This window comes from Paraburkholderia sp. CNPSo 3274, assembly GCF_024206475.1.
GTDB lineage: Bacteria > Pseudomonadota > Gammaproteobacteria > Burkholderiales > Burkholderiaceae > Paraburkholderia.
In genome coordinates this window covers 50,536-72,415 of sequence record NZ_JAMBPR010000020.1, presented here as the reverse complement: position 1 = coordinate 72,415, position 21,880 = coordinate 50,536, and the positions used below count along the sequence as shown (strand labels likewise).

General features: G+C 66.2%; 19 protein-coding genes. 5 read left to right on the top strand and 14 right to left on the bottom strand.

The genetic code is table 11. From position 1 onward, the window contains the following. The first annotated feature begins 294 nt into the window (after window positions 1–294). Window positions 295–1,380 carry an AGE family epimerase/isomerase gene (locus tag M3I54_RS16005; RefSeq protein ID WP_254337457.1) on the top strand — a complete coding sequence of 362 codons (1,086 nt, stop codon included), beginning with the start codon at window positions 295–297 and terminating at the stop codon, window positions 1,378–1,380. 73 nt (window positions 1,381–1,453) lie between these two features. On the opposite strand, the gene M3I54_RS16000 is transcribed toward M3I54_RS16005, so the two are convergent. After that, entirely contained in the window at window positions 1,454–3,013 is a 1,560-nt protein-coding gene (locus M3I54_RS16000) for a methyl-accepting chemotaxis protein (protein ID WP_254337455.1), read from the bottom strand. Window positions 3,014–3,302: 289 nt separating this feature from the next. Here M3I54_RS16000 and M3I54_RS15995 point away from each other — a divergent pair, with 289 nt between their 5' ends. After that, complete coding sequence (locus M3I54_RS15995) at window positions 3,303–3,746, top strand: PaaI family thioesterase (protein ID WP_254337453.1); 444 nt, start codon at window positions 3,303–3,305, stop codon at window positions 3,744–3,746. Between the two features lie 86 nt (window positions 3,747–3,832). On the opposite strand, the gene M3I54_RS15990 is transcribed toward M3I54_RS15995, so the two are convergent. From M3I54_RS15990 to M3I54_RS15950, 9 genes are all read right to left on the bottom strand, one after another. Continuing rightward, window positions 3,833–4,681, bottom strand: coding sequence for an ureidoglycolate lyase (locus tag M3I54_RS15990; RefSeq protein ID WP_254337451.1), 849 nt, complete (start codon window positions 4,679–4,681; stop codon window positions 3,833–3,835). A gap of 69 nt (window positions 4,682–4,750) precedes the next feature. Then, window positions 4,751–5,494: an SDR family oxidoreductase gene (locus tag M3I54_RS15985; RefSeq protein ID WP_028202869.1), complete on the bottom strand. Its 744-nt coding sequence runs from the start codon at window positions 5,492–5,494 to the stop codon at window positions 4,751–4,753. Between the two features lie 156 nt (window positions 5,495–5,650). Next, window positions 5,651–6,526 (bottom strand): amidohydrolase, encoded by an 876-nt coding sequence (locus M3I54_RS15980; RefSeq protein WP_254337449.1) that lies wholly within the window; start codon window positions 6,524–6,526, stop codon window positions 5,651–5,653. A gap of 3 nt (window positions 6,527–6,529) precedes the next feature. Continuing rightward, window positions 6,530–7,567 (bottom strand): aldo/keto reductase, encoded by a 1,038-nt coding sequence (locus M3I54_RS15975; RefSeq protein WP_254337447.1) that lies wholly within the window; start codon window positions 7,565–7,567, stop codon window positions 6,530–6,532. 57 nt (window positions 7,568–7,624) lie between these two features. Further along, window positions 7,625–8,938: a UxaA family hydrolase gene (locus M3I54_RS15970; protein WP_254337445.1), complete on the bottom strand. Its 1,314-nt coding sequence runs from the start codon at window positions 8,936–8,938 to the stop codon at window positions 7,625–7,627. Window positions 8,939–8,980: 42 nt separating this feature from the next. Next, entirely contained in the window at window positions 8,981–9,310 is a 330-nt protein-coding gene (locus M3I54_RS15965; RefSeq protein ID WP_254337443.1) for a UxaA family hydrolase, read from the bottom strand. A gap of 15 nt (window positions 9,311–9,325) precedes the next feature. Then, window positions 9,326–10,366, bottom strand: a complete 1,041-nt coding sequence (locus M3I54_RS15960; protein ID WP_254337441.1) for an ABC transporter permease — start codon at window positions 10,364–10,366, stop codon at window positions 9,326–9,328. Further along, the gene (locus tag M3I54_RS15955; protein WP_254337543.1) at window positions 10,356–11,867 is read right to left on the bottom strand and encodes a sugar ABC transporter ATP-binding protein; all 1,512 of its coding nucleotides are present in this window, start codon (window positions 11,865–11,867) and stop codon (window positions 10,356–10,358) included. The genes M3I54_RS15960 and M3I54_RS15955 overlap by 11 nt, the downstream gene beginning before the upstream one ends. A gap of 83 nt (window positions 11,868–11,950) precedes the next feature. Then, complete coding sequence (locus M3I54_RS15950; protein WP_254337439.1) at window positions 11,951–13,033, bottom strand: sugar ABC transporter substrate-binding protein; 1,083 nt, start codon at window positions 13,031–13,033, stop codon at window positions 11,951–11,953. A 233-nt stretch (window positions 13,034–13,266) separates the two neighbouring features. Here M3I54_RS15950 and M3I54_RS15945 point away from each other — a divergent pair, with 233 nt between their 5' ends. Together M3I54_RS15945 and M3I54_RS15940 are read left to right on the top strand one after the other, a co-directional pair. Next, window positions 13,267–14,100, top strand: a complete 834-nt coding sequence (locus M3I54_RS15945) for an IclR family transcriptional regulator (RefSeq protein WP_254337437.1) — start codon at window positions 13,267–13,269, stop codon at window positions 14,098–14,100. A gap of 175 nt (window positions 14,101–14,275) precedes the next feature. Further along, window positions 14,276–14,821 carry a hypothetical protein gene (locus tag M3I54_RS15940; protein ID WP_254337541.1) on the top strand — a complete coding sequence of 182 codons (546 nt, stop codon included), beginning with the start codon at window positions 14,276–14,278 and terminating at the stop codon, window positions 14,819–14,821. Between the two features lie 18 nt (window positions 14,822–14,839). Here the strand turns inward: M3I54_RS15940 and M3I54_RS15935 are convergent, their stop codons facing one another. From M3I54_RS15935 to M3I54_RS15920, 4 genes are all read right to left on the bottom strand, one after another. Further along, entirely contained in the window at window positions 14,840–17,203 is a 2,364-nt protein-coding gene (locus tag M3I54_RS15935) for a GNAT family N-acetyltransferase (protein ID WP_254337435.1), read from the bottom strand. A gap of 239 nt (window positions 17,204–17,442) precedes the next feature. Further along, window positions 17,443–19,044, bottom strand: coding sequence for a peptide chain release factor 3 (locus M3I54_RS15930; RefSeq protein ID WP_254337433.1), 1,602 nt, complete (start codon window positions 19,042–19,044; stop codon window positions 17,443–17,445). Window positions 19,045–19,611: 567 nt separating this feature from the next. Next, complete coding sequence (locus M3I54_RS15925; protein WP_254337431.1) at window positions 19,612–19,905, bottom strand: H-NS family nucleoid-associated regulatory protein; 294 nt, start codon at window positions 19,903–19,905, stop codon at window positions 19,612–19,614. A gap of 105 nt (window positions 19,906–20,010) precedes the next feature. Continuing rightward, a complete protein-coding gene (locus M3I54_RS15920; RefSeq protein ID WP_254337428.1) occupies window positions 20,011–20,238 on the bottom strand; it encodes a hypothetical protein in 228 nt (75 codons plus the stop codon). A 384-nt stretch (window positions 20,239–20,622) separates the two neighbouring features. Here M3I54_RS15920 and M3I54_RS45125 point away from each other — a divergent pair, with 384 nt between their 5' ends. Then, a complete protein-coding gene (locus M3I54_RS45125; protein WP_254337426.1) occupies window positions 20,623–21,873 on the top strand; it encodes a helix-turn-helix transcriptional regulator in 1,251 nt (416 codons plus the stop codon). The last annotated feature ends 7 nt before the right edge of the window (window positions 21,874–21,880 follow it).

The following is a 21,880-nucleotide window of genomic DNA, read 5'->3' as shown; positions in this document are numbered from 1 at the left end:
TCACGGCCGCTTGGCGACGTCCTCGTGTTCTGGTTCGAACGCGCATTGTCGCATGCCGGAACGCGCCGCCAGGGGCTCTTCCCCGACTTACCCAGCCGGCATTGACCCAACACCCGCGCCGGTCAACCCGGCGCGCCGTCCTCGCGATATTCCTTCACGTCGGGCAAGCGGCGCAGCGTTGCGCAAATACGCGAGCGCGCTGCGGCAGACTGGAATGTCCCGCGCACTTTGCGAATGCGTACAATCGCCGGCATTGCTCTTTTGAAGTGACGCGCTCCGCCGCACCTTTTCGCCATGAACACACCCACGAGCGCAGCCAGCCTGCGCGAGCATTTCGACCGCATCGTCCTGCCGATGTGGCGCGGCCCGGGCTTCAATGCCGAACTGCGCCTGCCCTACGAGGCGCTCGATGCGGCCGGCGCGAAGCCGCTGCCCGTCACGCGCTACCGCGCGATGGCGTGCGCCCGTCAGCTCTTCGTCTTCTCCCAGGCCGGCGACGCCGCGCACGCGCAAACGCTCTTCGAAACCCTGCGCCACACGTATCAGGACCCGAAGCACGGTGGATGGTTCTATAGCGTCGACGCGGCCGGCGCGCCGCTCGACACCACCAAGGACCTCTACACGCACGCCTTCGTGGTGTTCGCAACCGCTGCCTACGGCCAGCGCTTCGGCGCTGCCGAGGCGCTCGACGTCGCGCGCGAAACGTCCTCGCTGATCGTCGACCGCTTCGCGGCCCGCGACGGCCTGCTCAACGCAGCGCTCGACGCTGCCTTTGCGAGCGTCACGGGCGGCCCGTTGCAGAATCCGCTCATGCACCTCACCGAAGCCTGGCTCGCGGCGAGCGAGGCGACCGGCGACAGCGCGTTCGACACGGCGATCACGCGTCTCGTCGAGGCGCTCGCGCGCGGCTTCCTGCACGAGGCGACGGGCTGCATCGCCGAATTGCCGCTCGGCGCGGCGGACAACCGCCTCGAGCCCGGACATCAGTTCGAATGGTTCTGGCTGGCAACGCGCGCGGGCGCGCGGTTGGGCGCGTCGGGTCTGGACGAAGCGCTCGCGCGCGCCTTCGCCTTTGCACAGAAGCACGGCGTAGACCCGGAAACGGGAGCCGTGGCGGCTGCGCTCGACGAGCACGGTCATGTGACTGATGCGACGCAGCGCATCTGGGCACAAACGGAATACTTGCGCGCGCTCGCCACGCACGGCGACGCCGCGGTGCGCGCCGCGCTCGCGCCGCAGATCGGGCGCTTCGCGCCGCGCTTTCTCACGCCGCAGGGCTGGGTGGAATGCCGCAGCGCAAACGGCGACGTGGCGCGCGCGGACATGCCGTCCACGACGCCGTATCACCTCTTGACCGCCTACCAGGGCATGGGCGTCTGAGGCGCAACAACGCGAAACGCCTACGCCGGCGGGCGCAAGCCCGCCGCCGAAGCGCTCAGACCGCTCAAGTCACTTAAGCCGCCAGCACGGCCGGCGAAATCTCGAATGCGGCCACGGCCTCGGAAAGCTGGCGCGTCTGCTGATGCAGCGAAGCCGCGGCAGCCGCGGCCTCCTCGACGAGCGCCGCATTCTGTTGGGTCATCTGGTCCATCTGCGAGACGGCCTGATTCACCTGATCAATGCCCGTGCTCTGCTCGAGCGACGAGGCGCTGATACCCGCCATCATCTGCGTGGCCCGCGAGATCGAGTTCGACACCTCGCGCATCGACTCGCCCGCGCGCTCCACCAGTTCCGAGCCGCCGCGGATCTGCGAAACCGACTCGCTGATCAGCGTCTTGATCTCCTTGGCCGACTGCGCGCTGCGCTGCGCAAGCCCGCGCACCTCGCCCGCCACGACCGCGAAACCCCGGCCCTGCTCGCCCGCGCGCGCCGCTTCCACTGCCGCGTTGAGCGCGAGAATGTTGGTCTGGAACGCGATGCCGTCGATCACGCCGATGATCTCCGCGATCTTGTCCGAGCTTTGCGCAATGCCGCGCATGCGCTCGACCACCTCGCCCACCACGGCGCCGCCGCGCGCGGTCGCGTCGAGCGCCGCCTCCGCCAGCGCGTTCGCCTCGCGCGCGTTCTCGGCCGTGTTGCGCACGGTGCCCGTCAGTTCCTCCATGCTCGCCGCCGTTTGCTCCAGCGACGCCGCCTGCGATTCGGTGCGCGCCGAAAGATCGGCGTTGCCGGTGGCGATCTCGTCGGCGCCCACGTTGATCGAGCCCGCCGTTTCGCGCACGGTGTGGACCGTGCGCGCCAGGCTCGCCTGCATCAGCGAAAGGCCCTGGAACAGCCGGCCGATCTCGTTCTCGCCGCGCGCGGCGATGCGCTCGTCGAGACGCCCGCGCGCGATGCGCTCGAAATGGCGGCCCGCTTCCTCGAGCGGCTCCACCACGCCGCGGCGCAGCGCGAAATGCACGCCGGTCGCGAGCGCGATCAGCAGGACCAGGATGAAGATGCCCACGCCCTGGAAGAGCGCGAGACGCGAGTCGATCGAATCAAGCGAAGCGCGGCTCGCCGCGGCGCTGAACTGCGCGAAGGCGTGCAGTTCAGCGAGATAGGCGTCCTGGTACGACTGCGTCGGCTGGTCGAGAAAGGCCTGCAGATTGTTGCCGTTGAGGTCGTCGATCAGCTCACCGAGCGCCTTGCGGTACACCTGATAGCGCTCGCCGAACGCGGCGACGCGCGTGCGGTTGTCGTCGTTGATCGGCGGCACGGCCATGAGCGCCGCGAACGTGGTGTCGGCGGCGGCCAGCTGGTCGCGCGCGTGATTGACCATATCGGTCGGCACCGTGCCGCCGCGGACCATGCGCGTGCCCGCGCGCGAGAGATTGATACGGGCGTCCATCAACTGCTGGGTGATGACGTTAGCGGCGCTCGCCTGCCGCAACGCCACTTTCGAGAGGTCGGCCACGTCGTCGTGCGTGCGCGTGAGCGACCAGTAACCAAGTCCTGCGGTCACGAGCTGCAGTACACAGAACGCGACGAGGACACACAACAGGCCGGATGCGACCTTGATCTTGCTGAACATCGGGACACCTGGGATGGCAGTGAATGAGTGTGGCACGAGCATGTGATCGCTCGGGCCCGCACTGCGTTTACGGCCGCGCAAACCCTGTTTTTGAGCCCTAAACCGTGAATAAACCGTGAAAAACCGCCCCAAAATGCGCAACGGATCATTTCAGCAATGGTTGTGCGGCCATTCCCTGCATTTCTCGCAACAATAGATTGCCGACTCGGTTCGATTCACCTTGACTCGACGCTGAGGCTTCCTAGAGTGGTTAGGAAACCACTCGGGGATAGACCCAGGGAACGCGACGATGACAGATCTTGTGGACCGCGCGCGCGGCGCTTTGCATGCCCAACCGTTCAGCGTGCTGCTCGGAACCGAACTGATGCACGTGGGAGCCGACGAGCTGACCCTGCGTCTGCCCGTACGCGACGACCTCAAGCAGCAGCACGGCTACGTGCATGGCGGGGTGATCAGCTATCTCGCCGACAACGCGCTGACCTTCGCCGGCGCGCTGGCGCTCGGGCCACGGGTGGTGACGGGGGAATACAAAATCAACTATCTGCGCCCGGCGCTCAAGGGCACGCTGATGGCGCGGGCGCGCGTGGTGCACGCCGGGCGGCACCAGGCCACCTGCCAGTGCAGCGTGTATGTGTTGGAAAACGGCGACGAAAAGCTCGTGGCGCTCGCGCAGGGAACAGTGAACCGGCTGCAGGAAGGCAATGGGCCGGAAGAGAAAAGTCCGGCGAACTGAAAGGCCTGCGCCATAAAACAAAGCGCGCGAGGCGAAGCGGGTCTGTCCCGCCTCCCCTCGCGCGCTTTTTCGTGCTTCAGGCGCGCTTACTCTGCCGCGCGCGTTTTCTGCTGCTGCTCGCCCAGGCCCTCGATGCCAAGCCGCACCGTCTGCCCCGCCTTCAGGAACACGGGGGTCGGCTTCACGCCCATGCCCACGCCCGGCGGCGTGCCGGTGGAAATCACGTCGCCCGGCTGCAGGCTCATGCACTCCGAGAGATACGAAACAAGCTTCGCGACAGTGAAGATCATCGTGCGCGTGCTGCCGTTCTGGTAGCGATGGCCGTCCACTTCGAGCCACATGGAGAGGTTCTGCGGATCGGCCACTTCGTCGCGGGTGACGAGCCACGGGCCGGTCGGGCCGAAGGTGTCGAAGCCCTTGCCCTTGTCCCACTGGCCGCCGCGCTCGATCTGCCATTCGCGCTCGGACACGTCGTTGATCACGCAATAGCCCGCCACGTAGTTGAGCGCGTCCGCCTCGCTCACATTCTTCGCGTGCTTGCCGATCACCACGCCCAGCTCCACTTCCCAATCGGTCTTCTTCGAGCCGCGCGGGATCTCGATGTCGTCGTTCGGGCCGACGATGGCGCTCGTCCACTTGTTGAAAACGACCGGCTCGCTCGGCACCGGCATACCCGACTCGGCAGCGTGATCGGCATAGTTCAGGCCGATGCAGACCATCTTGCCGATATGGCCCACGCAGGGCCCGATACGCGGATTGCCTTCGACGAGCGGCAGCGTTTCCGGATCGATCGTGCGCAGTTGTGCGAGGCCGGCGTCCGAGAGCACGTCGCCCGCAATATCGGCCACGTTGCCCGAGAGCGCGCGAATGCGGCCTTCGGCGTCGAGCAGGCCTGGTTTCTCGTGGCCCTTCGGGCCATAGCGAAGCAGTTTCATCGTCTGTGTTCCTCGTCTGTCTGTGCGTTGCAGTCGGTCAGAATCGCCTGAGGCGAATGTTGGGGCTAACTAGTTAGACCATCCGCCGTCGATCACATGGGCCTGGCCGGTCGTGAACCCGGATTCGTCGGAGGCGAGGTAAAGCGCGAGCGCCGCGATTTCCTCGGGCTTGCCCACGCGCCCCATCGGCTGGCGCGCGACGAACGCGGCGCGCGCCGCGTCCACGCTCGTGCCCTGCGCCGCCGCCTGCGTGGCGATGCGCTCCTCCAGCGACGGCGACGACACCGTGCCCGGGCAAATCGCGTTGCAGCGGATGCCGCGCGTCACGAAGTCCGCGGCCACGGCCTTCGTCAACCCTATCACAGCGGCCTTCGAGGCGCCGTACACGAAGCGGTTGGGCACGCCCTTCACGCTCGACGCCGCCGACGACATGTTGATGATCGACCCGCCGCCCTTCGCCAGCATGCCCGGCAGGAAGGCGCGGATGGTCCGGTACATCGCCTTCGCGTTCAGATCGAACGCGAAGTCCCAGTCTTCTTCGCTCGCTTCCAGTATCGAGCCCGCGTGCACGAAGCCCGCGCAATTGAACAGCACGTCGATCGCGCCCAGTTCCTGCGCGAGCGCCGTGATGGCCGCGCCGTCGAGCACGTCGAGCTTGCGCGCCTCGACCGGCAGCGCCGCAAGCGCGTCGATGCGCAGGTCCGTGGCGATCACGCGTGCGCCTTCGCGGGCGAACAGTTCGGCGGCCGCGTAGCCGATGCCCTGGCCTGCCGCGGTGATCAAGGCCGTCTTGCCGGCCAGTCTTTGTACCATCTGCCACTCCGGTTGGAAGCGCGGCACGGCGATACCCCGTATTGCAGCAGGCCCCCATGCCGCGATCGAGCGATGAAATCGCGGGAAGAAGTTGGGATGACGCAAACGGCCATTATGGCGACGCAGGCGCGCCTCGTGGCGTTCGGCGGACGTTTTCTAACCGGCTGGATGGTCTCCGAGCCCGGTTTTAAGCCGATAGAAAGCCGCCGCGTTGCCGCCGAATACGGCGGCCTGCTCGTCAGCGGAAAGTGTCTGTGTGAGCTGTTGCGCGCTCGCGTGCCAGCGTACGTAATCGGCATTGAGGTTCAGCACCGGCCAGTCGCTACCCCACATGAGGCGTTGCGGCCCAAACGCGGCAAGCAGATGCGCGACCCACGGCGCGAGCGTGGCGTCGTTCCAGCCAGGCGCGGCTTCGGTCGCGAGCCCGGAAAGCTTGCAGTGCACTTGCGGAAATCGCGCGAACCGCGAGATGGCCTGCGACCATGGGGCGTAACCGTTTTCGCCACCGTCTGCAATTGGCGGCTTCGCGCCATGATCGATCACGACGCGCAGCGCAGGATTGCGCGCGAGAAAGGTCGCAAGCGCATGCGCATGGCGCGTGAAAACGAGTGCGTCGAAGGCTAGATCGTGTGCGATGAGCGCTTCCACGCCTCGCGCGGTATCGGCATTCTCGATCCAGTCGTCGTCGGGCAGGTCTTGGAGCATGGGGCGCACACCGCGTAGCTTCGGCTCGCGCGCGAGTTCGGCGATCAGCGTGGCGACGTGCGGGTCGTCGAGCGGCACCCAGCCCACCACGCCCGCAATCGAGGGCTCGTTGCGCGCAAGATCGAGCAGCCAGCGCGTTTCTTCGACAGTCGGCGCGGCCTGCACGACCACCGTGCGCGCCACGCCGCACGACGCACGCAGCGGCGCGAGATCGGCAGGTCCGAACGTACGATAAAGCGCGGTCATCGAAGGCGTGAGCCAGCCGTAATCGCCGCGCGCGGGGTCCCAATAGTGCTGATGGGCGTCGATCCGTTCGATCGTAGCCATGGCTCAAGCCTGCGGAAGCGGCGCGCGCGGATCGAGGAGACCCTTGTCGCGCAGCGCGAGCCACAACTCGCGGGGCAAAATCGTCTCGAACGAGGCGGCGTTCTCGCGCACCTCTTGCGGGCTGCGTGCGCCGTTGAGCACCGTCGCCACCGCCGGGTGCGCATAGGGAAACTGCAGCGCCGCCGCCGCGAGCGGCGCGTCGTAGGTCCGGCAGATCGTTTCGAGCCGCGCCACGCGTTCGACCACTTCTTGCGGCGCATCGGCATAGTTGAACTTGAGTTCGCCGAGCAGTCCGTGCGCGAGAATGCCCGAATTGAACGCGCCGCCTAGCAGAATGCTCACGCCCTTCTTCTCGCACTCAGGCAGCAGGTCGTCGAGCGGCGCCTGCTCCAGCAGCGTATAGCGGCCCGCCAGCAGCGCGCAATCGATGTCGAATTCCTGCATTGCCTCGCGTATCACCTCGCGCTCGTTCACGCCGAAGCCGATCGCCTTGATCACGCCCGCCTTGCGCAATTCGTCGAGCGCCTTGAAACCGCTGTCGCTCAGTTGCCGCCAGTAGTGCTCATTGCGCTCGCCGTGCGTGTACCGGCCAATATCGTGCACGAGCAGGATATCGATCTCGACGAGGCCAAGCCGCTGCTGGCTGTCCTCGAACGAACGCAGAATGCCGTCGCGCGTGTAGTCGAAGATCGCTTCGAAGGGCAGCGGGTTTTGCCAGCCCTCGCTGCCGTCGTACGGGTGCGTGCGCGGCACGAAATGGCGGCCCACTTTCGTGGAAATCACGTACTCGTTGCGCGGATAGCGCCGCAACGCCGCGCCCAGCCGGTGCTCGGCCTTGGTGTGGCCGTAGTGCGGCGCGGTATCGAAGAAGCGGATGCCGGCTTGCCATGCGGCGTCGACAGTGGCTTGCGCCTCATCTTCGGACAGGTCGCGATACAGGCCCCCGAGCGGCGCGGTGCCTAGACCCAATGCGCTCACTTCCAGCGCCGTGCGGCCGATACGGCGCGTATGCGCCACCCTGGGATGCTGTTCCTGCGCCATGGCTCGTCACCTCCTGGAGATGGTTGTTCCCACAACGAAATCATCCGACTGCGCGTTTCAGTTCGCGGCTTCAACAATCGGCACGCGCGCACTGGCGGGCAGGCATGCGGGACCGACTGGCTCGAAAGTCTTGTACGTGAGGATAAACTCCTGGTGCCCGAGCATTTCCGACTTCGAACGCTCGCCGCCCGCCACCGCCAGCGTGCGGTCGAACACTTCGCGCCCCACTTCGTCGAGCGTCGCGCGCCCTTCCAGAATGCGACCCGCGTCCACGTCCATGTCGCCGGCGAGATTGCGGTAGGTCTGTGGGTTCGCGCACACCTTGATGACGGGCGCAAGCGCCGAACCCACCACCGAGCCGCGCCCCGTCGTGAACAGGATCACGTGCGCGCCGCATGCGATCAGCTCCGCGATTTCCGCATTGTCGCTGATATTCGGAAAGCCGAAGCGCGGCTCGCCATCGGGCACCACGTCGAGCAGATAGAGACCACCCGTGGGCGGCACGTCACCCGGCTTCACGATGCCGACGATCGGCGAGGCGCCACTTTTCGCATACGCACCGAGCGACTTTTCTTCCTGCGTGGTGAGGCCGCCGTCCGCATTACCGACGGCGAACGAACCGTGGCCGAGTATCGAGTAATAGCGCGCCGCCTTGGCCACGCTCGCGACGATCTCTTCGCCCAGTTCGGGCCTGGCCGCCCGGCTCTTCATGTGGAATTCGCAGCCCACCAGCTCGCCGGTTTCCTCGAAAATGCAGGCCGAACCCGCTGCAATCAGCTGATCGAAGGCACGGCCCACAGCCGGGTTGGCGGTGATGCCACTCGTGCCGTCCGAACCGCCGCATATCGTGCCGACCACGAGTTCATCGAGGCGCATCGGCACCTTCTGTTGCGCGGCAAGTTGCGCACGCGCTTCGCGCACCCAGTCAAGACCGTACTGGATCGTGCTGCGCGTGCCCCCCTTTTCCTGAATCGTCAGGACCTCTACCGGACGGCCGCTGGCGCGCACCTGCTCCACGAGATAGTGCTTGTTCATGCTCTCGCAGCCGAGCGAAACGAACAGCACCGCGCCCACGTTCGGATGCGTGGTGAGCTGCTTCATCATCTTCTCGGCGTAGCGGTTCGGAAAACAGCCCGGAAAACCGATCAGATGCACCGGCGGCTCTTTTGGCTGATGCAACGTGTGCGGATCGTCGAAGGCACCAAAGGGCTCGCGGTACTGCGCGACGATTTCCTGCGCCACATGGTGCGCGCATTCCACGAGATAGGCCACCGCAACCACGTTGCGAATGCCCTTGCGGCCGTCGTTGCGCAGCCAGCCTTCGAGCATGGGCGCGGCGGCCTGTGACGTGGTGACGTTGCTATCGCTCATAACTTGAATCCTGCTCGCGGCGCGTGCCGCATCATGGTGGCGTTACTTGTGCGGCACGAACTCGTGCCCCGCGTCGTGCGTATAGGTCGGCAAGTAGTCGCTTTCCAGGTTGTGCGTGTGCAGATGCTCACCGCGCGCCACCGGCTCGTTCACGTGGCCGATGCGCGCGCCATAGCGCAGCACCTTCTCGTCTTTCGCGAGCGCGCGGCGCGCCACTTTGTGACCGAGTTCGATCGTCTTCGCGAGCGACACGCGCTCGCCTTCTATCTCTACCGTCTCGCCCGCCGCCAGACGCGCCGCCGCGATCAGGCAGTTGTCCTCAGGCGCGAGCAGAATGAGGCGGGCGTCGGTATGGGGTGGGTTGCCGTTCACAAATAGTCTCCGCTTTTAGTTCTGTGCCTCGCCGCCCGCGAGCCGCGCCACCATCAGCGAGCCGAGGATGATCGCCCCGTAAATCGCCTGAATCCAGAACGATGGCACCTGGGCGAGTGTGAGCAGGTTCTGCACTACGCCGAGCAGCAGCACGCCCGAGAGCGCGCCGAGCATCGTGCCCTTGCCGCCATCGAGCGAAATACCGCCGATCACGGCCGCCGCGAACACCGTGAAGATCATGCCATTGCCCTGATTCGCGTTGATCGCGCCCACGTAGCCGGTGACGATCAAGCCGCCAATCGCGGCGAGCACGCTGCCGAGCACGAACACGCCCCATGTGATGCGCTCCACGCGGATGCCCGCGGCGCGCGCCGCATCGGGGTTGCCGCCGATCGCATAGAGCGCGCGCCCCACGCGGTGATAGCGCAGCATGAACGCGGCGATCGCGAACGCGGCAGCGGCAAGCCACACAGAAACCGGCAAGCCGAGCATGATCGTGGTGGCGAGCGCGAAGAACGACGAAGGCATGTCGAATAGCGTGCCGCCTTTCGTTGCGCCCACCAGCATGCCGCGCAGCACGATCAGCATGGCCAGCGTGACGATGAAGGCGTTCAGCCGCAGCCGCACGACGAGAAAGCCGTTGACGAAGCCGATCAGCGCGCCGACCACCACGATGGCGGCGAGCCCTGCAAAAGCGGGCCATTGCAGGCCAAAGCCTGCCGAAGCGGCCGGCATGACGAGCATCGCGCCAACGGCGGGCGCAATGCCCACGGTCGATTCGAGCGAAAGATCGAACTTGCCGGTGAGCACGATGAGCGATTCGGCGAGTACCACGAGCGCGAGCGCAGCGGATGCCCCGAGCACACTGATGAGATTCGCGCGCGTGAGAAAGCTCGGGCTCACGAACCCGCCAATCACGAGCAGCAGGACGAGCGCAGGCAGCAGCGCGAAATCGCGCAGGCGCGCCAGCTGGATGCGCGGACGCGCACGGCGGGCATTCGCGGCCGCATCGGCCTGCGCCGCCGCGAATGCGGGCGTCGAAACACTATTCTTCATGGAGATCGACTCCTTCAATCGATGCGATCAGTTCGTGGTCCTGCCATCCGGCCGCCATTTCGGCGACCACCTCGCCGCGAAACATCACGAGCACGCGGTCGCAGGTGCGCAAGTCGTCGAGTTCGCTCGACACCACGAGCACGGCCTTGCCTTCGTCGCGCACGCGATCCACGACCGAGAGCAACGCTTCCTTCGACTTTACGTCCACGCCCGCCGTGGGGTCGATCAGCACGAGAACGTCAGGATTGCTTGCCAATGCGCGCGCCATCACCACCTTTTGCTGGTTTCCGCCCGAAAGCCCCGAAACCACATGATCCGGGCCTTGCGCAACGATGCCGAGCGCCTCGATCATGCGCTTGCCAAATGCCTGCTTCTTCGCCGGCGGTGCGAAACCGAAGCGCCCGAGCAGGCCCGCAATCGTAATGGAAGCGTTCTCGGCCACCGACTGCGTGAGCACGAGCCCTTCGCGATGGCGGTCCTTCGGCACGCAGCCCACGCCGCTCGCGAGCGCCGCGGGCACGTCGCCGGGCGTGAGCAGCGCGCCTTTCACGCGAATCTCGCCCGCGCGCTGCGCCGAGAGTCCCGCAACCGCCTCGCCCACGCTCGTGCGGCCGCTGCTCGTCGCGCCCGTGAGGCCCACCACTTCGCCACGCTTTAGCGTGAACGACACGTCGCGATAGTCATGACCCGTGAGCCCACGCACTTCGAGCGCGAGCGGCGCGTTGGCGGGCAGCGCCGCGCGCGCCGCCGCATCGGCGACATTCAGGCCGCCGCGCTCGCCCGTCATGGCTTCGATGAGCCGCTCGCGCGGCAATTCGGCCACGCTCGCGCTCACGATGTGCCGCGCGTCGCGCAGCACCGTGACGGCCTGGCAAATCTCGTACACCTCCTGCAAATGGTGCGAAATGAACAGGAACGTCACGCCGTCGCGCTGCAATTCGTCGATACGCCGGAAGAGGCGCTTGATTTCCTCGCCGTCGAGCTGCGCGGTCGGTTCGTCGAGGATGATGAAACGCGCGCCATACGAAAGCGCCCGTGCGATCTCCACGAGCTGGCGCGCTTCGACCGTGAGGTCGCCCGCGCGCGCGTCCTCGCGCACGTCGATGCGCCAGTGGTCGAGCAGCGCACGCGCGTCGCGGCGCATGGTTGACCAGTCGATCACCCCGCGCCGCCTTGGCTGGCGATTGATGAAGAGGTTCTCCGCGACCGTGAGATCGCGAATGATCGTCGAATGCTGATACACGCAGGCCACGCGCTCGCGCCATGCATCGCGATCGGAGATGGCGGGCGCCGCCTCGCCGTTGAAGCGCACGCTGCCTTCGTCGGGCTTGCGCAGGCCGGTGAGGATCGAAACGAGCGTGGACTTGCCCGCGCCGTTACGGCCCACCAGCGCGTGCGATTCGCCGGCCATCACGCGCAGGCTCACGTCGGCGAGCGCCGCGGTGGAGCCATAACGCTTCGTCACGCCGCTCGCCTCGACTACCGGCAGGCGGGCTCGCATGGCCGCCTCGCGGCTGCCCACCGATAGCGCACCGCCCCACGGCGGCGCGCTATCCGCTACGGCCCGATCGCTCGTTCGATCGTTCATTTGACGGTGTTGCCCCACAGGTTCTTGTCGTCGACGTTTTGCTTCGTCACGAGCGGCGCCGGTAACTGGTCTTCGAGAATGCCGGACTGCAGCTGGATGATGGTGCTGTCGTGATCGGTCTTGCCCGGCTTGAACGTCTTGCCTTCCAGCGCGGCCTTGATGTAGTAGAGGCCGTACCTCGCATAGAGGTCGGCGGGCTGCGATACGGTCGCATCGATCTCGCCCTTGCGGATTGCTTCGAACTCCTGCGGAATGCCGTCATTGGAAACGATCACGATGTGCTTCGGATCGCCCGCCGGAAAGAGCAACTGCTTGCGGCGCAGCGTTTGCAGCGTGGGCGAGAGATACACACCGCCCGCCTGCATGTAGATGCCCTTCACGTCGGGGTTCGCGGTGAGCAGGCTGTCCAGTGCGCTCGCCGCTACGTCGCCCTTCCAGGCAGCCGGAATTTCGAGCAGCGACAGATTCGGATAGTGCTTCAGGCACGCGCGGAACGCTTCCGAACGGTCGCGGCCATTCACCGAGGCCAGGTCGCCCATGATCTGCACGACCTTGCCCGACTTCACGTGCTCGCCGATGTATTTGCAGGCCTGCTCGCCGTACGCGCGATTGTCGGCGCGCACGACCATCGCCACGTTGCCCTGCGTGGGCGCGACGTCCACGGCCACGACCTTCACGTCTTTCTGCGCCGCGTTGCCGAGCGCGCGGCTGATCGCCGCCGAATCGATCGGCCCGACCACGATGCCCTTCGCGCCCAGATTGATCATGTTGTTCATGTCCGTGATCTGCTGGGCGGGATCGTTGTTCGAGTTCACGGGCGCGAGGATGTCGATGCCGTCCTGCTTCGCATAGACGCCGAGGTAGTTGTTGTACGACTGCCAGAACGGCGAGGTGAGGAGCGGCAGGCCAAGGCCAACCTTGCCGAGTTCGGCTGCGTGGGTTGCACCCGACGCGCCGAACGCCGCAGCACAGGCCGCGGCGACGCACAGCGTCTTTGTGGCGGCGCGGGCGAAGGCGCCGCGCGCCTGGTGAATTCCGGTGGAGCGGCGGGCCTTCGAGAGCCCGGATGCGAACGCCATGTGTGTCTCCTGTCGACGCGCCTCGCGCGCCGATTCTGTCGTTGATGAATCGCATGTGTTTGCCGCGCCCACGTGGAATGCTCGAAGCGCCGGCGACCCGTTGCAACTGCCTCTTCCTTACCTGACGACGCTGGTTTTTATTCACCAGTGAACGTATTATTCATATACGCACATCACAAGGTCAAGCGATGTGCAGTGCAGCATGGGTCCGTGATTTCCCTGGGGACGATCGAATGGAAAAGAACGCGAAAAGAGGCCAGATGGACACCGTGCCCGAAGAAGCCGACGAGAAAGACGACGCCGATCGCTATCGCGCGCCTGCGCTGGACAAGGGGCTCGACATTCTCGAACTGCTTGCGGAGCAGCGCGCCGGCCTCACGCGCGCCGAGATCACGAAGGCGCTGGGTCGTAACGCGAGCGAGATCTACCGCATGCTCGAGCGGCTGGTGGCGCGGCAATACGTCATCCGTTCGGAAGGCGGCGACCGCTATGCGCTGAGCCTGAAACTCTTCGCGCTCGCCCATCGTCACCCGCCCATGGAGCGCCTGATCTCGGAAGCGCTGCCGCTCATGCAGCGCTTCGCCGACGAAGCCGAGCAGTCCTGCCATCTCGCCGTGTACGACCGCGGCAACCTGCTCGTGATCGCACAGGTGGACGGACCGGGCACGTGGGGCATCGCGGTGCGGCTGGGTTCGCGCGTGGGTCTCGTCGATACGAGCTCGGGCCGCACGCTCCTCGCCTGGCAAACGCCGGAGCAGCGCGCGCACATGCTCGCGGAGCATACGAAGGTGAAGGGCGAGGTGGCGATCGACCACGCGGCGCTGGAAGCCGCGTGCGAGCAGGTGCGCGAGGCGGGCTTCTCGCGCAAGGACAGTCAGCAGATTTTCGGCGTGACGGACGTGACGTTTCCGGTGCTCGGGCCCTCGGGGCAGGCGATCGCGGCGCTCACCTGCCCGTTCCTCAAGCGCATCGACGACTATGTCGCGCCCTCGCTCGACGAGGCAACGCAAATGCTGAGCGCGACCGTGCAGACCTTGTCGATGTTTCGCGAGGACGGCGCGCCCTGACGCACAGCGGCGCTCAGTACGAAACTTCGATGTTTACCCGCCAGGCGCGCGCATGCAAGTACGCCATTGCGCAAATGGAAGCCGGCCACGCAAAACGGTTAGAATGGCGGCCCTCTCAAAGAACCTGTGCGCCTTGCATGGCGGCCGCACATTCGAAACCCAGTACTCCAAACTCATGGCGAAACTCCTGACCGATCAAGAATTCCAGCGCTTTTCCGAGCTTCAGCAGAAACAGGCGAGCTTCACGATCACGCCCGACGAAGCCGACGAGCTGCGCGACATCGTCGCGCGCGCGCAGAAAAAACGCGACGACCGCGCCGACGCGATGAAAACCGTCGAAACCGCCATCGCGCAATTCGAGATCGCCCCTGAGGAGCTTTTCACGGCCGAGCAGATCGCCGAAGCCGCGCGCAATTTCGGCCTGATTCCGGCCACGCGCAAGGAGCGCGTGCTGCCGCCTTCGCTCACCTTCAACGGCAAGACGCACCAGTGGACCACGCGCGTGCTGCCCGACGAAATCCGCACGCCGCTGTTCGAGGCGTTCCAGGGCGGCCAGTCGGTGAAGGCGTTCATCGCCACGCCCAAGGACAGCGCGCGCTGCGCCGCGACCATCGCGCGGCTGGAGAAGGAAACCGGCGCGCAGTATGGCGAGGCCTGGCTCGAAGAGCTCGCACTCACGCGCGGCCAGATCGACGACGCGCTCGCGAAGCTGGCCGCTTAAGCAGCGAGGCGCGCCGGCTCAGTCGAGCGGCATGCGAAAACCGACCACGCCTGGGTCTTCCGTGGGCGTGACGGTGAAGCCGCAAGCGCGCGCGAGGCCGATCATCGGCGCGTTCTCGCGCAGCGCCTCGCCGAGCAGCCAGTGCGTGCCGCGCGAGCGCACGTACGCGATGATGCGCGACATCAGCAAGCGGCCAAGGCCGCCCCGCTTGAGATTCGACAGAATCGCGACCGCGAACTCGGCGGTCTCGTTGTCCGGATCGGCCACGGCGCGCACCACGCCCAGCGTGCGCGGCTCGCCGTCGTCGCCCTGCACGACCGCAATCAGCGCCATCTCGCGGTCATAGTCGATTTGCGTCATGCGCGCGAGCTGTGTGTGATCGAAGCTGCGCACCGCCGAGAAGAAGCGCAGGCGCAAGTCGTCGGGCGTCATCGACGCGACGAACGCGGCGTGCATGGCCTCGTCTTCGGGACGGATCGGGCGGATCGTGAGGCGCTCGCCGTGCCAATCTAGCGATTCTTCCAGCCGCCGCGGATACGGCATGATCGCGAAGCGGCTGCGCTTTTCCGCAATCTGCAGGCAGGGGGCGACGACCACGACCGCCTCGGGCAGCACACGCAGCGTCAGACGCAAGCCCACGATTTCCCGCACCTCGCACACGAACTGCGATAGCTCGGTGAGCGCGGCCAGCGTCGGCTCGGGCGCCGCGTAGCGCGCATAGGGCGAGTGCGCGACGATGTCGCGCGAGAGCACAGGGTTCAACGGCGGGAGGCTGTACACGCGCAGCGGCGGCGAAAAATCGTCCGGCGAAGGCGCGGCGAAACGGAACACCGGGCCGAAGTTGTCGTCGTCGCGAAACTCGACCGACACGTCCACCACCGGCTTCACGCCCGGTTCGTCCTGCGCCTGCGTGGCGAGCCCGAACAAGGCCAGCAATCTGCCCGCCTCCTCCCCTTTCAGTTCCGTGCGCCCGGCCGCCAGCGCCGCGCGCGCTTCGCCCTGCGCGGCCTCGATCGCGGCCGGGCCCTGGGCGGGCATCGTCTCCGGCGTCTGCATCAATAGCTCACGGCCCAGCCGGTAATCGACGAGACGCGCAAACGCGCGCGCCAGACGCCGCGGCGTGGTGTGCACCGGAATGCCGTGTGCGTGCAGTTCGTCGCGCGTTGCTTCGTCCACGCCGCCGAAGAAGCACGCGAGCATGCCGCGATACGCGAAACGCTGTTGCTCGATCAGCGTGCGCGCCACCGCATCCACAGGCGCGCTGTGGGTGGGCGCGTGCACGACGAACGCCGTGCCGCTCGAGCGGTGCGTGGCGAGCGTTTGCAGCGCGAGGCCGAAGTGCTCGGGCTTCGCAGTGTCGCCGAGCACGAGCGGATTACCGGCCTGCGCGTGCGGCAGCGCGGCCTGGATGGCCGCGAGCGCTTCGTCGTTCCAGCGTGCGAGCGTGTCGCCGGCTTTCATGAAGGCGTCGCGCGCCAGCGCAGCCACGCCGCGGTCGCTCGTGATGAGCGTGGCCGTGTCGCTCGCGGCCACGCGGCCCACGCCGAGCGTTTCGATTTCGTCGAGCAGGTCGTCGAGCGTGTCGACGCGTACGAGGCCCGCGCGCCGGAACGCCGCCGTGTAGAGCGCATCGCCCTTGTCGTCGCGGCCGCTGCGCAGCGCGAGCACGGGTTTGTTGCGCGCCGCCGCGCGCGCCGCCGACATGAACTTGCGCGCCGCACGGATCGTGTCCACTTCGAGCAGGATGGCGCGCGTGCTCGGGTCGCTCGCGAGATAGTCGAGCACGTCGCCCACGTCGACGTCGGCTTCGTCGCCGAGCGCGATCACATGCGAAAAGCCCAGGCCGCGCGGGGCGGCCCAGCGCAGCACCGCGTTGGTGAGGGCGTTGGACTGCGAAACCCACGCCACGCCCCCCTTGCGCGCAATCGATGCCGCCGCGCCCAGTTGCGCGTTGAGCGCGGGCGTGAGCGCGCCGAGACTGCCGGGGCCGACGATACGCAGCAGATGCGGGCGCGCCGCCGCCAGCGCATGGCGCAGGTCGGCCTGATCGGCCTCGTCGCGCACCTCGCCGACGATGATCGCCGCGCGCGTGCCCATGCCGCCGAGTCGATGCACGAGCGCGGGCCACGTGGCGGGCCGCGTGCAAATGATGGCAATACCGGGCGCCTCGGGCAGGTCGCCCGCGTCGGCGAGCACGGGTCGGCCGTCGAACGCCTCGAAGTCGCCCGCATGGCGCGGATTCACGGCCCAGAGCGGGCTCGTGAAGCCGCCTTCGATCAGCCGCCGCCACACCATGCTGCCGATGCTGCCGGGGCGCTGCGAAGCGCCGATCACGGCCACGGATTTCGGCTGGAACACTGCATCGAGATTGCGTACGGTCACGGGCACTCCTCGTTGGTCTGGCGAGGCGCGCGCCGCGCAGGCGGGCGCCCATTTGTCGTCTTTTACCGTTACGAGAAGAGGATAGGGCAAGCGCGCAGGCGGTGCGCGTTTTTCGCCCGGCGCGCGTGAGCGCAGATGCGGCGGCATGGCGTCGCACGCCATGCCGGGCGTGTGACACCACGATGAGCGAGAAGGAACTTCGCCTGGTTTGTGAACGCGGCGCGAACGCGCCGCGCGTGTTACATCGACTTGCGGAACGGCGCGCCGGAATGCTCGCGCAGTTCGTTGAACACGATCTTCGGCCAGGCCTTTTGCGCGACCTCGATTTCGGAGACGTGCGAGGCGAGATAAGTCGGCGCGTTCGACGCGTCGTAGGCCATGCGGGCCTCGTACGAATCGGTGAAGCGGCGCAGCTCGGTGGGATCGTCGCAGGTCACCCAGCGCGAGAGTCGATAGCGCGCGGGCATCAGGCGCACGGCAACCTTGTACTCGGCCGCGAGGCGGTGCGACACCACTTCGAACTGCAGTTGGCCAACCGCGCCCAGAATCGTCGCGCCGCCATGGATCGGGCGGAACACCTGGATCGCGCCCTCTTCGCCAAGCTGCTTGAGCGCTTCGCCCAGTTGCTTCGCGCGCATCGGATCGACCACCTCGATGGTCTGGAAAATTTCCGGCGCGAAGAACGGCAGACCCGTGAATTGCAGGTCTTCGCCTTCGGTGAGCGTGTCGCCGAGACTCAGCGTGCCGTGGTTAGGAATACCGATGATGTCTCCCGGGTACGCCTCGGCCACGGTTTCACGGCGCTGCGACAGGAAGCTCACCACGTTGTTCGCGCGGAAGGTCTTGTTGTTGCGCGTGACCTTCAACTGCATGCCGCGCTCGAAATGGCCCGAGCACACGCGGATGAACGCTACGCGGTCGCGGTGCGCGAGGTCCATGTTGGCCTGCACCTTGAACACGACGCCCGTGAACTTCGGCTCATCGGGCGAGACCGGACGCTGCACGGCCATGCGCGGCGACGGCGGCGGCGCGAGATCGACCAGGGCGTCGAGAATTTCCTTCACGCCGAAGTTGTTGATCGCCGAGCCGAACAGCACCGGCGACTGCTCGCCCGCGAGGAAGGCGTCGCGATCGAAGGCGGGCGTCGCGCCCGTGATCAGCTCGACTTCTTCCTTGGTGCGCTTCCAGTGATAGCCGAAGCGCGCTTCGCCATCTTCTTCGCTGATGTTCTGGAGCGTTTCCACCGCGCCGCCAAGCGACTCCTGGCCCGCGCGGAACACGCGTACCTGGTCGCGCTGGATGTCGTACACGCCCTGGAACTCCTTGCCCATGCCGATCGGCCAGGTGAAAGGCACGGCGGCCACGCCAAGGTGCTGCTCGATTTCGTCGAGCAGATCGAGCGGCTCGCGCACTTCGCGGTCGAGCTTGTTGATGAACGTGAGAATGGGCGTCTTGCGGCTGCGGCAGACTTCGAGCAGCTTGAGCGTTTGCGCTTCCACGCCGTTCGCGCCGTCGATCACCATCACGGCCGCGTCGACCGCCGTGAGCACGCGGTAGGTGTCTTCCGAGAAGTCCTCGTGGCCCGGCGTGTCGAGCAGGTTGATGACGGCGTCGCCGTACTCGAACTGCATGACCGAGCTGGCGACCGAAATGCCGCGCTGCTTTTCGATCTCCATCCAGTCGGAGGTCGCGAAGCGGCCGCTCTTCTTGCCCTTCACGGTACCGGCGATCTGGATCGCGCCCGAAAACAGCAGCAGTTTTTCGGTGAGCGTGGTCTTGCCCGCGTCCGGGTGAGAAATGACCGCGAACGTGCGGCGGCGTCTAAGTTCGGCAACTGACATGGATAGGGCGGGTATCACGGATGAATTCGGGCAACCGGGCCGCGCGGCGGGGGTTGCGGCGAGCGCGGCGGCGCTTGCGGGCGCGTTTTCAAGCAACACATGCGGCGCGTGCGGCCGCAGTGCGCGGACCGCCCAGGCGCGGCGAATAGCACGAGCGATCGGGAATGTCCCGGGGATGCCCGCGCAAAAAAGCGAAAAGGCGCCGGGACCGAATGATACACGGCATTCGTCCCGTCGACTAAAGGTTTGATGGGGTTGGAACGGGATAGACGTGCAGGTTGGCGCCGCTTTGCCAAAGGTGAGGTTTTACAGGACCTCGATACGAGCGCACCGTCGACACCGTCATGCACCCGACGCGCTCGCGAGACGCCCCCCATTTTCGCGAAAATTTCCTTTCGCCACAGACGTCCGCCCGCTGCGCGAACGTTCTGGTCCTGGACGTTGCGGCATGCCGCTGTGCGCCGCGCAGTGCGTGAGGTGAGCTTTTTCGGGAGGCTTGAAGCGATGCGGCCGTCACCTCGGATCCTGTGCACGCCCTGGTGTTACGGCCTGGCGAGAATTCGCGAGTTATTCCTTGATGAGGAAGCGTTCGCGGTTCTTGCCCGCCAGCCAGCCCGGCGCGCGGCCACGGCCGCTCCAGGTCTCGCCGGTTTTCGGGTTCATGTAGCGAGCCGGCAGCGCCTTCCTGCGCGCGGGGCCTGCATGTCGGCTCGTGAAGCCCAATTCTTCCGCGGTGATGTCGTACTCCGCGATTTTTTCCTTGATCTCGGCGATCGCCTGGTCAATTTCCTTTTCACGCGCCGCAGCGACTTCCTTGTGAAGCTTCTCCAGCTGGGCGGTCAGTTGCTTGTAGCTCGGCATGAAACGTCATCTCCAGTTCGGTCAAGAGAGTGCCATTGTGACCGGTTTGGAGCCCGAGCGACCAGGAAGGCGGGCTTTTTTACAACGCCACCGCAAACGTTAGCGTTAGCGCTCGCGTTGCTGCAGCGATTCGTGCGACAGACGGCCTTCGAGCGCGCGCAGCGCTTCGTTGAGCCGCTTCACGCGCTGCACCTGCGAAGGTACGAGGTTCGCGCTGGAAACCGATTCGAGCCGGCCGCGCCAATACGAGAGCGGAATACGGTCGCGCCCCGAGAGCCGCCCGATGATGTGTTCGAGATGCTCAATGTCCTTTTCGAGTTGGTGATGATTCATCGCTGCCCCCGGTAATGACAAGTTTTATCGAGCGCGCACAAATAGCGCGCACTCACTTTCGTCGCATCGCCGCTTTTCCGCATGCTGCGGATAATCGGTCAGTTTGGTAATCGCGCCGGCTGACCGTGCCAAATACACGCCGCAGCGGATTTACAGCTTTTGTTCGTACTGTCAGACCAGAATAAGGCCAGCACGCCCGGCTATCCGTTGGATACCGCACGGAATTTCAAAGGCCGCTCGTCCACGCTGACGGTTGTATCCGCATCCATATCGGAAAGCAGATTAGCGGGGGCTATTGCGTCTGTATATTCCTCAATTGTGGAACGCTATGCGGAGCGCATTTTGTTGCCGATGGCTTTTCACAATACGAACAATGAGAATGGCGTGAAAACAAACGAATCACAATACGATCGCCTGCTGCACGTTATTTACGACACACTCGATAATCCTTGCGCCTGGAAGGATTTTTGCGCGCAATTGCGCGAAGCGACTGGGGTGGCGTCGATTCATCTGTATGCCTTTGACCGGCAGCGCGATCTATTTTCCTGGAGCGACGGTTTCGCGCTCGCCGGCGCGGAACCGCTGGAGCGCATTCGGCCGCTCTACCGCGACGATGCGCGCCTTGCATGGCTACGCGCGTACCCGTCGGGCAAGTGGCTGCATTGCGGCATCGAACTCGACTGCGCGGACGGCGACTGCGCAGCCGGCTTCGAACTCTGCCCGCTCGAGGAAGGCCATCGCTGTGTGGCCCTGTGCAAGCTGATCGAACAGAACGGGCTCGCAGTCATGCTCGCGTGCCGCGCGAGCGCCGAGGCCGGGCCGCTTTCGGGCGAGCACCGCGAACTGCTCGAGCGGCTCACGCCGCACCTCGTGCGCGCGGTGCGCCTTTACGTGCGCCGCTTTGCCTTGAACGCCGACACGCTTGCAAACCGCTCACGTCCGCCAGCCATGCTCGTGAGCGCGCTGGGCGAGGTGCTGAACAGCAACGAGCCCGCGCAGCGGCTCCTGAAGGCGACCTCGCTCGTGCGGGTGCGCGGACGGCGGATCACGCTCGCGGCGCCCCATCACGCGCGCCTGCTCGAGGACATCGCCGTGAGCGAGGCGCGCCTGCGTAGCCGCGCGAGCGGCGCGCGGGCGGCGGCGGCGCGCTTTCGCGCGTTGCGTATCGTAGGCGCCGCCGACGGCGCGGCCGCGCCGGATGCGCCGGACGCCGGCACCTCAACGGACCCGCACGGCCAAATCCATACCGGGCCGGGCCGCGCACAGGCCTCGGCGAGCCAGCAGGAGGTGCTCTACGCGTTCTACACCGTGGTGACGGCCGACGACGCCTCGGCCTCGGAATTGCGCGCCTTCGCGGCGCTGACCTTCTATCACCCGCGCTCCGCGCCGCTAGTCGACGAGCGGGTGCTCGCCACAGCCTTCGATCTCTCGCCGGCCGAATGCCGTATTGCGCTGCTGCTCGCGGAAGGGCTCACGCAAAAGGAAATCGCCGCACACGTCGGCGTGCAGCACGACACCGTGCGCAAACAATTGCAATCGATCTTTCAGAAGACGGCGACGCGCCGCCAGCCCGACCTGCTGCGCCTTTTGCTGAATCTGCCGGCGCGCGGCACGGGCGCCGCCGCAGAGGGCTGAGCGGCGC

Coding starts and splice junctions, on each gene's coding strand:
- M3I54_RS16005 (WP_254337457.1), top strand. CDS start 295: ATGAACACACCCACGAGCGCAGCCAGCCTGCGCGAGCATTTCGACCGC.
- M3I54_RS16000 (WP_254337455.1), bottom strand. CDS start 3,013: ATGTTCAGCAAGATCAAGGTCGCATCCGGCCTGTTGTGTGTCCTCGTC.
- M3I54_RS15995 (WP_254337453.1), top strand. CDS start 3,303: ATGACAGATCTTGTGGACCGCGCGCGCGGCGCTTTGCATGCCCAACCG.
- M3I54_RS15990 (WP_254337451.1), bottom strand. CDS start 4,681: ATGAAACTGCTTCGCTATGGCCCGAAGGGCCACGAGAAACCAGGCCTG.
- M3I54_RS15985 (WP_028202869.1), bottom strand. CDS start 5,494: ATGGTACAAAGACTGGCCGGCAAGACGGCCTTGATCACCGCGGCAGGC.
- M3I54_RS15980 (WP_254337449.1), bottom strand. CDS start 6,526: ATGGCTACGATCGAACGGATCGACGCCCATCAGCACTATTGGGACCCC.
- M3I54_RS15975 (WP_254337447.1), bottom strand. CDS start 7,567: ATGGCGCAGGAACAGCATCCCAGGGTGGCGCATACGCGCCGTATCGGC.
- M3I54_RS15970 (WP_254337445.1), bottom strand. CDS start 8,938: ATGAGCGATAGCAACGTCACCACGTCACAGGCCGCCGCGCCCATGCTC.
- M3I54_RS15960 (WP_254337441.1), bottom strand. CDS start 10,366: ATGAAGAATAGTGTTTCGACGCCCGCATTCGCGGCGGCGCAGGCCGAT.
- M3I54_RS15955 (WP_254337543.1), bottom strand. CDS start 11,867: ATGCGAGCCCGCCTGCCGGTAGTCGAGGCGAGCGGCGTGACGAAGCGT.
- M3I54_RS15950 (WP_254337439.1), bottom strand. CDS start 13,033: ATGGCGTTCGCATCCGGGCTCTCGAAGGCCCGCCGCTCCACCGGAATT.
- M3I54_RS15945 (WP_254337437.1), top strand. CDS start 13,267: ATGGAAAAGAACGCGAAAAGAGGCCAGATGGACACCGTGCCCGAAGAA.
- M3I54_RS15940 (WP_254337541.1), top strand. CDS start 14,276: ATGGCGAAACTCCTGACCGATCAAGAATTCCAGCGCTTTTCCGAGCTT.
- M3I54_RS15930 (WP_254337433.1), bottom strand. CDS start 19,044: ATGTCAGTTGCCGAACTTAGACGCCGCCGCACGTTCGCGGTCATTTCT.
- M3I54_RS15925 (WP_254337431.1), bottom strand. CDS start 19,905: ATGCCGAGCTACAAGCAACTGACCGCCCAGCTGGAGAAGCTTCACAAG.
- M3I54_RS15920 (WP_254337428.1), bottom strand. CDS start 20,238: ATGAATCATCACCAACTCGAAAAGGACATTGAGCATCTCGAACACATC.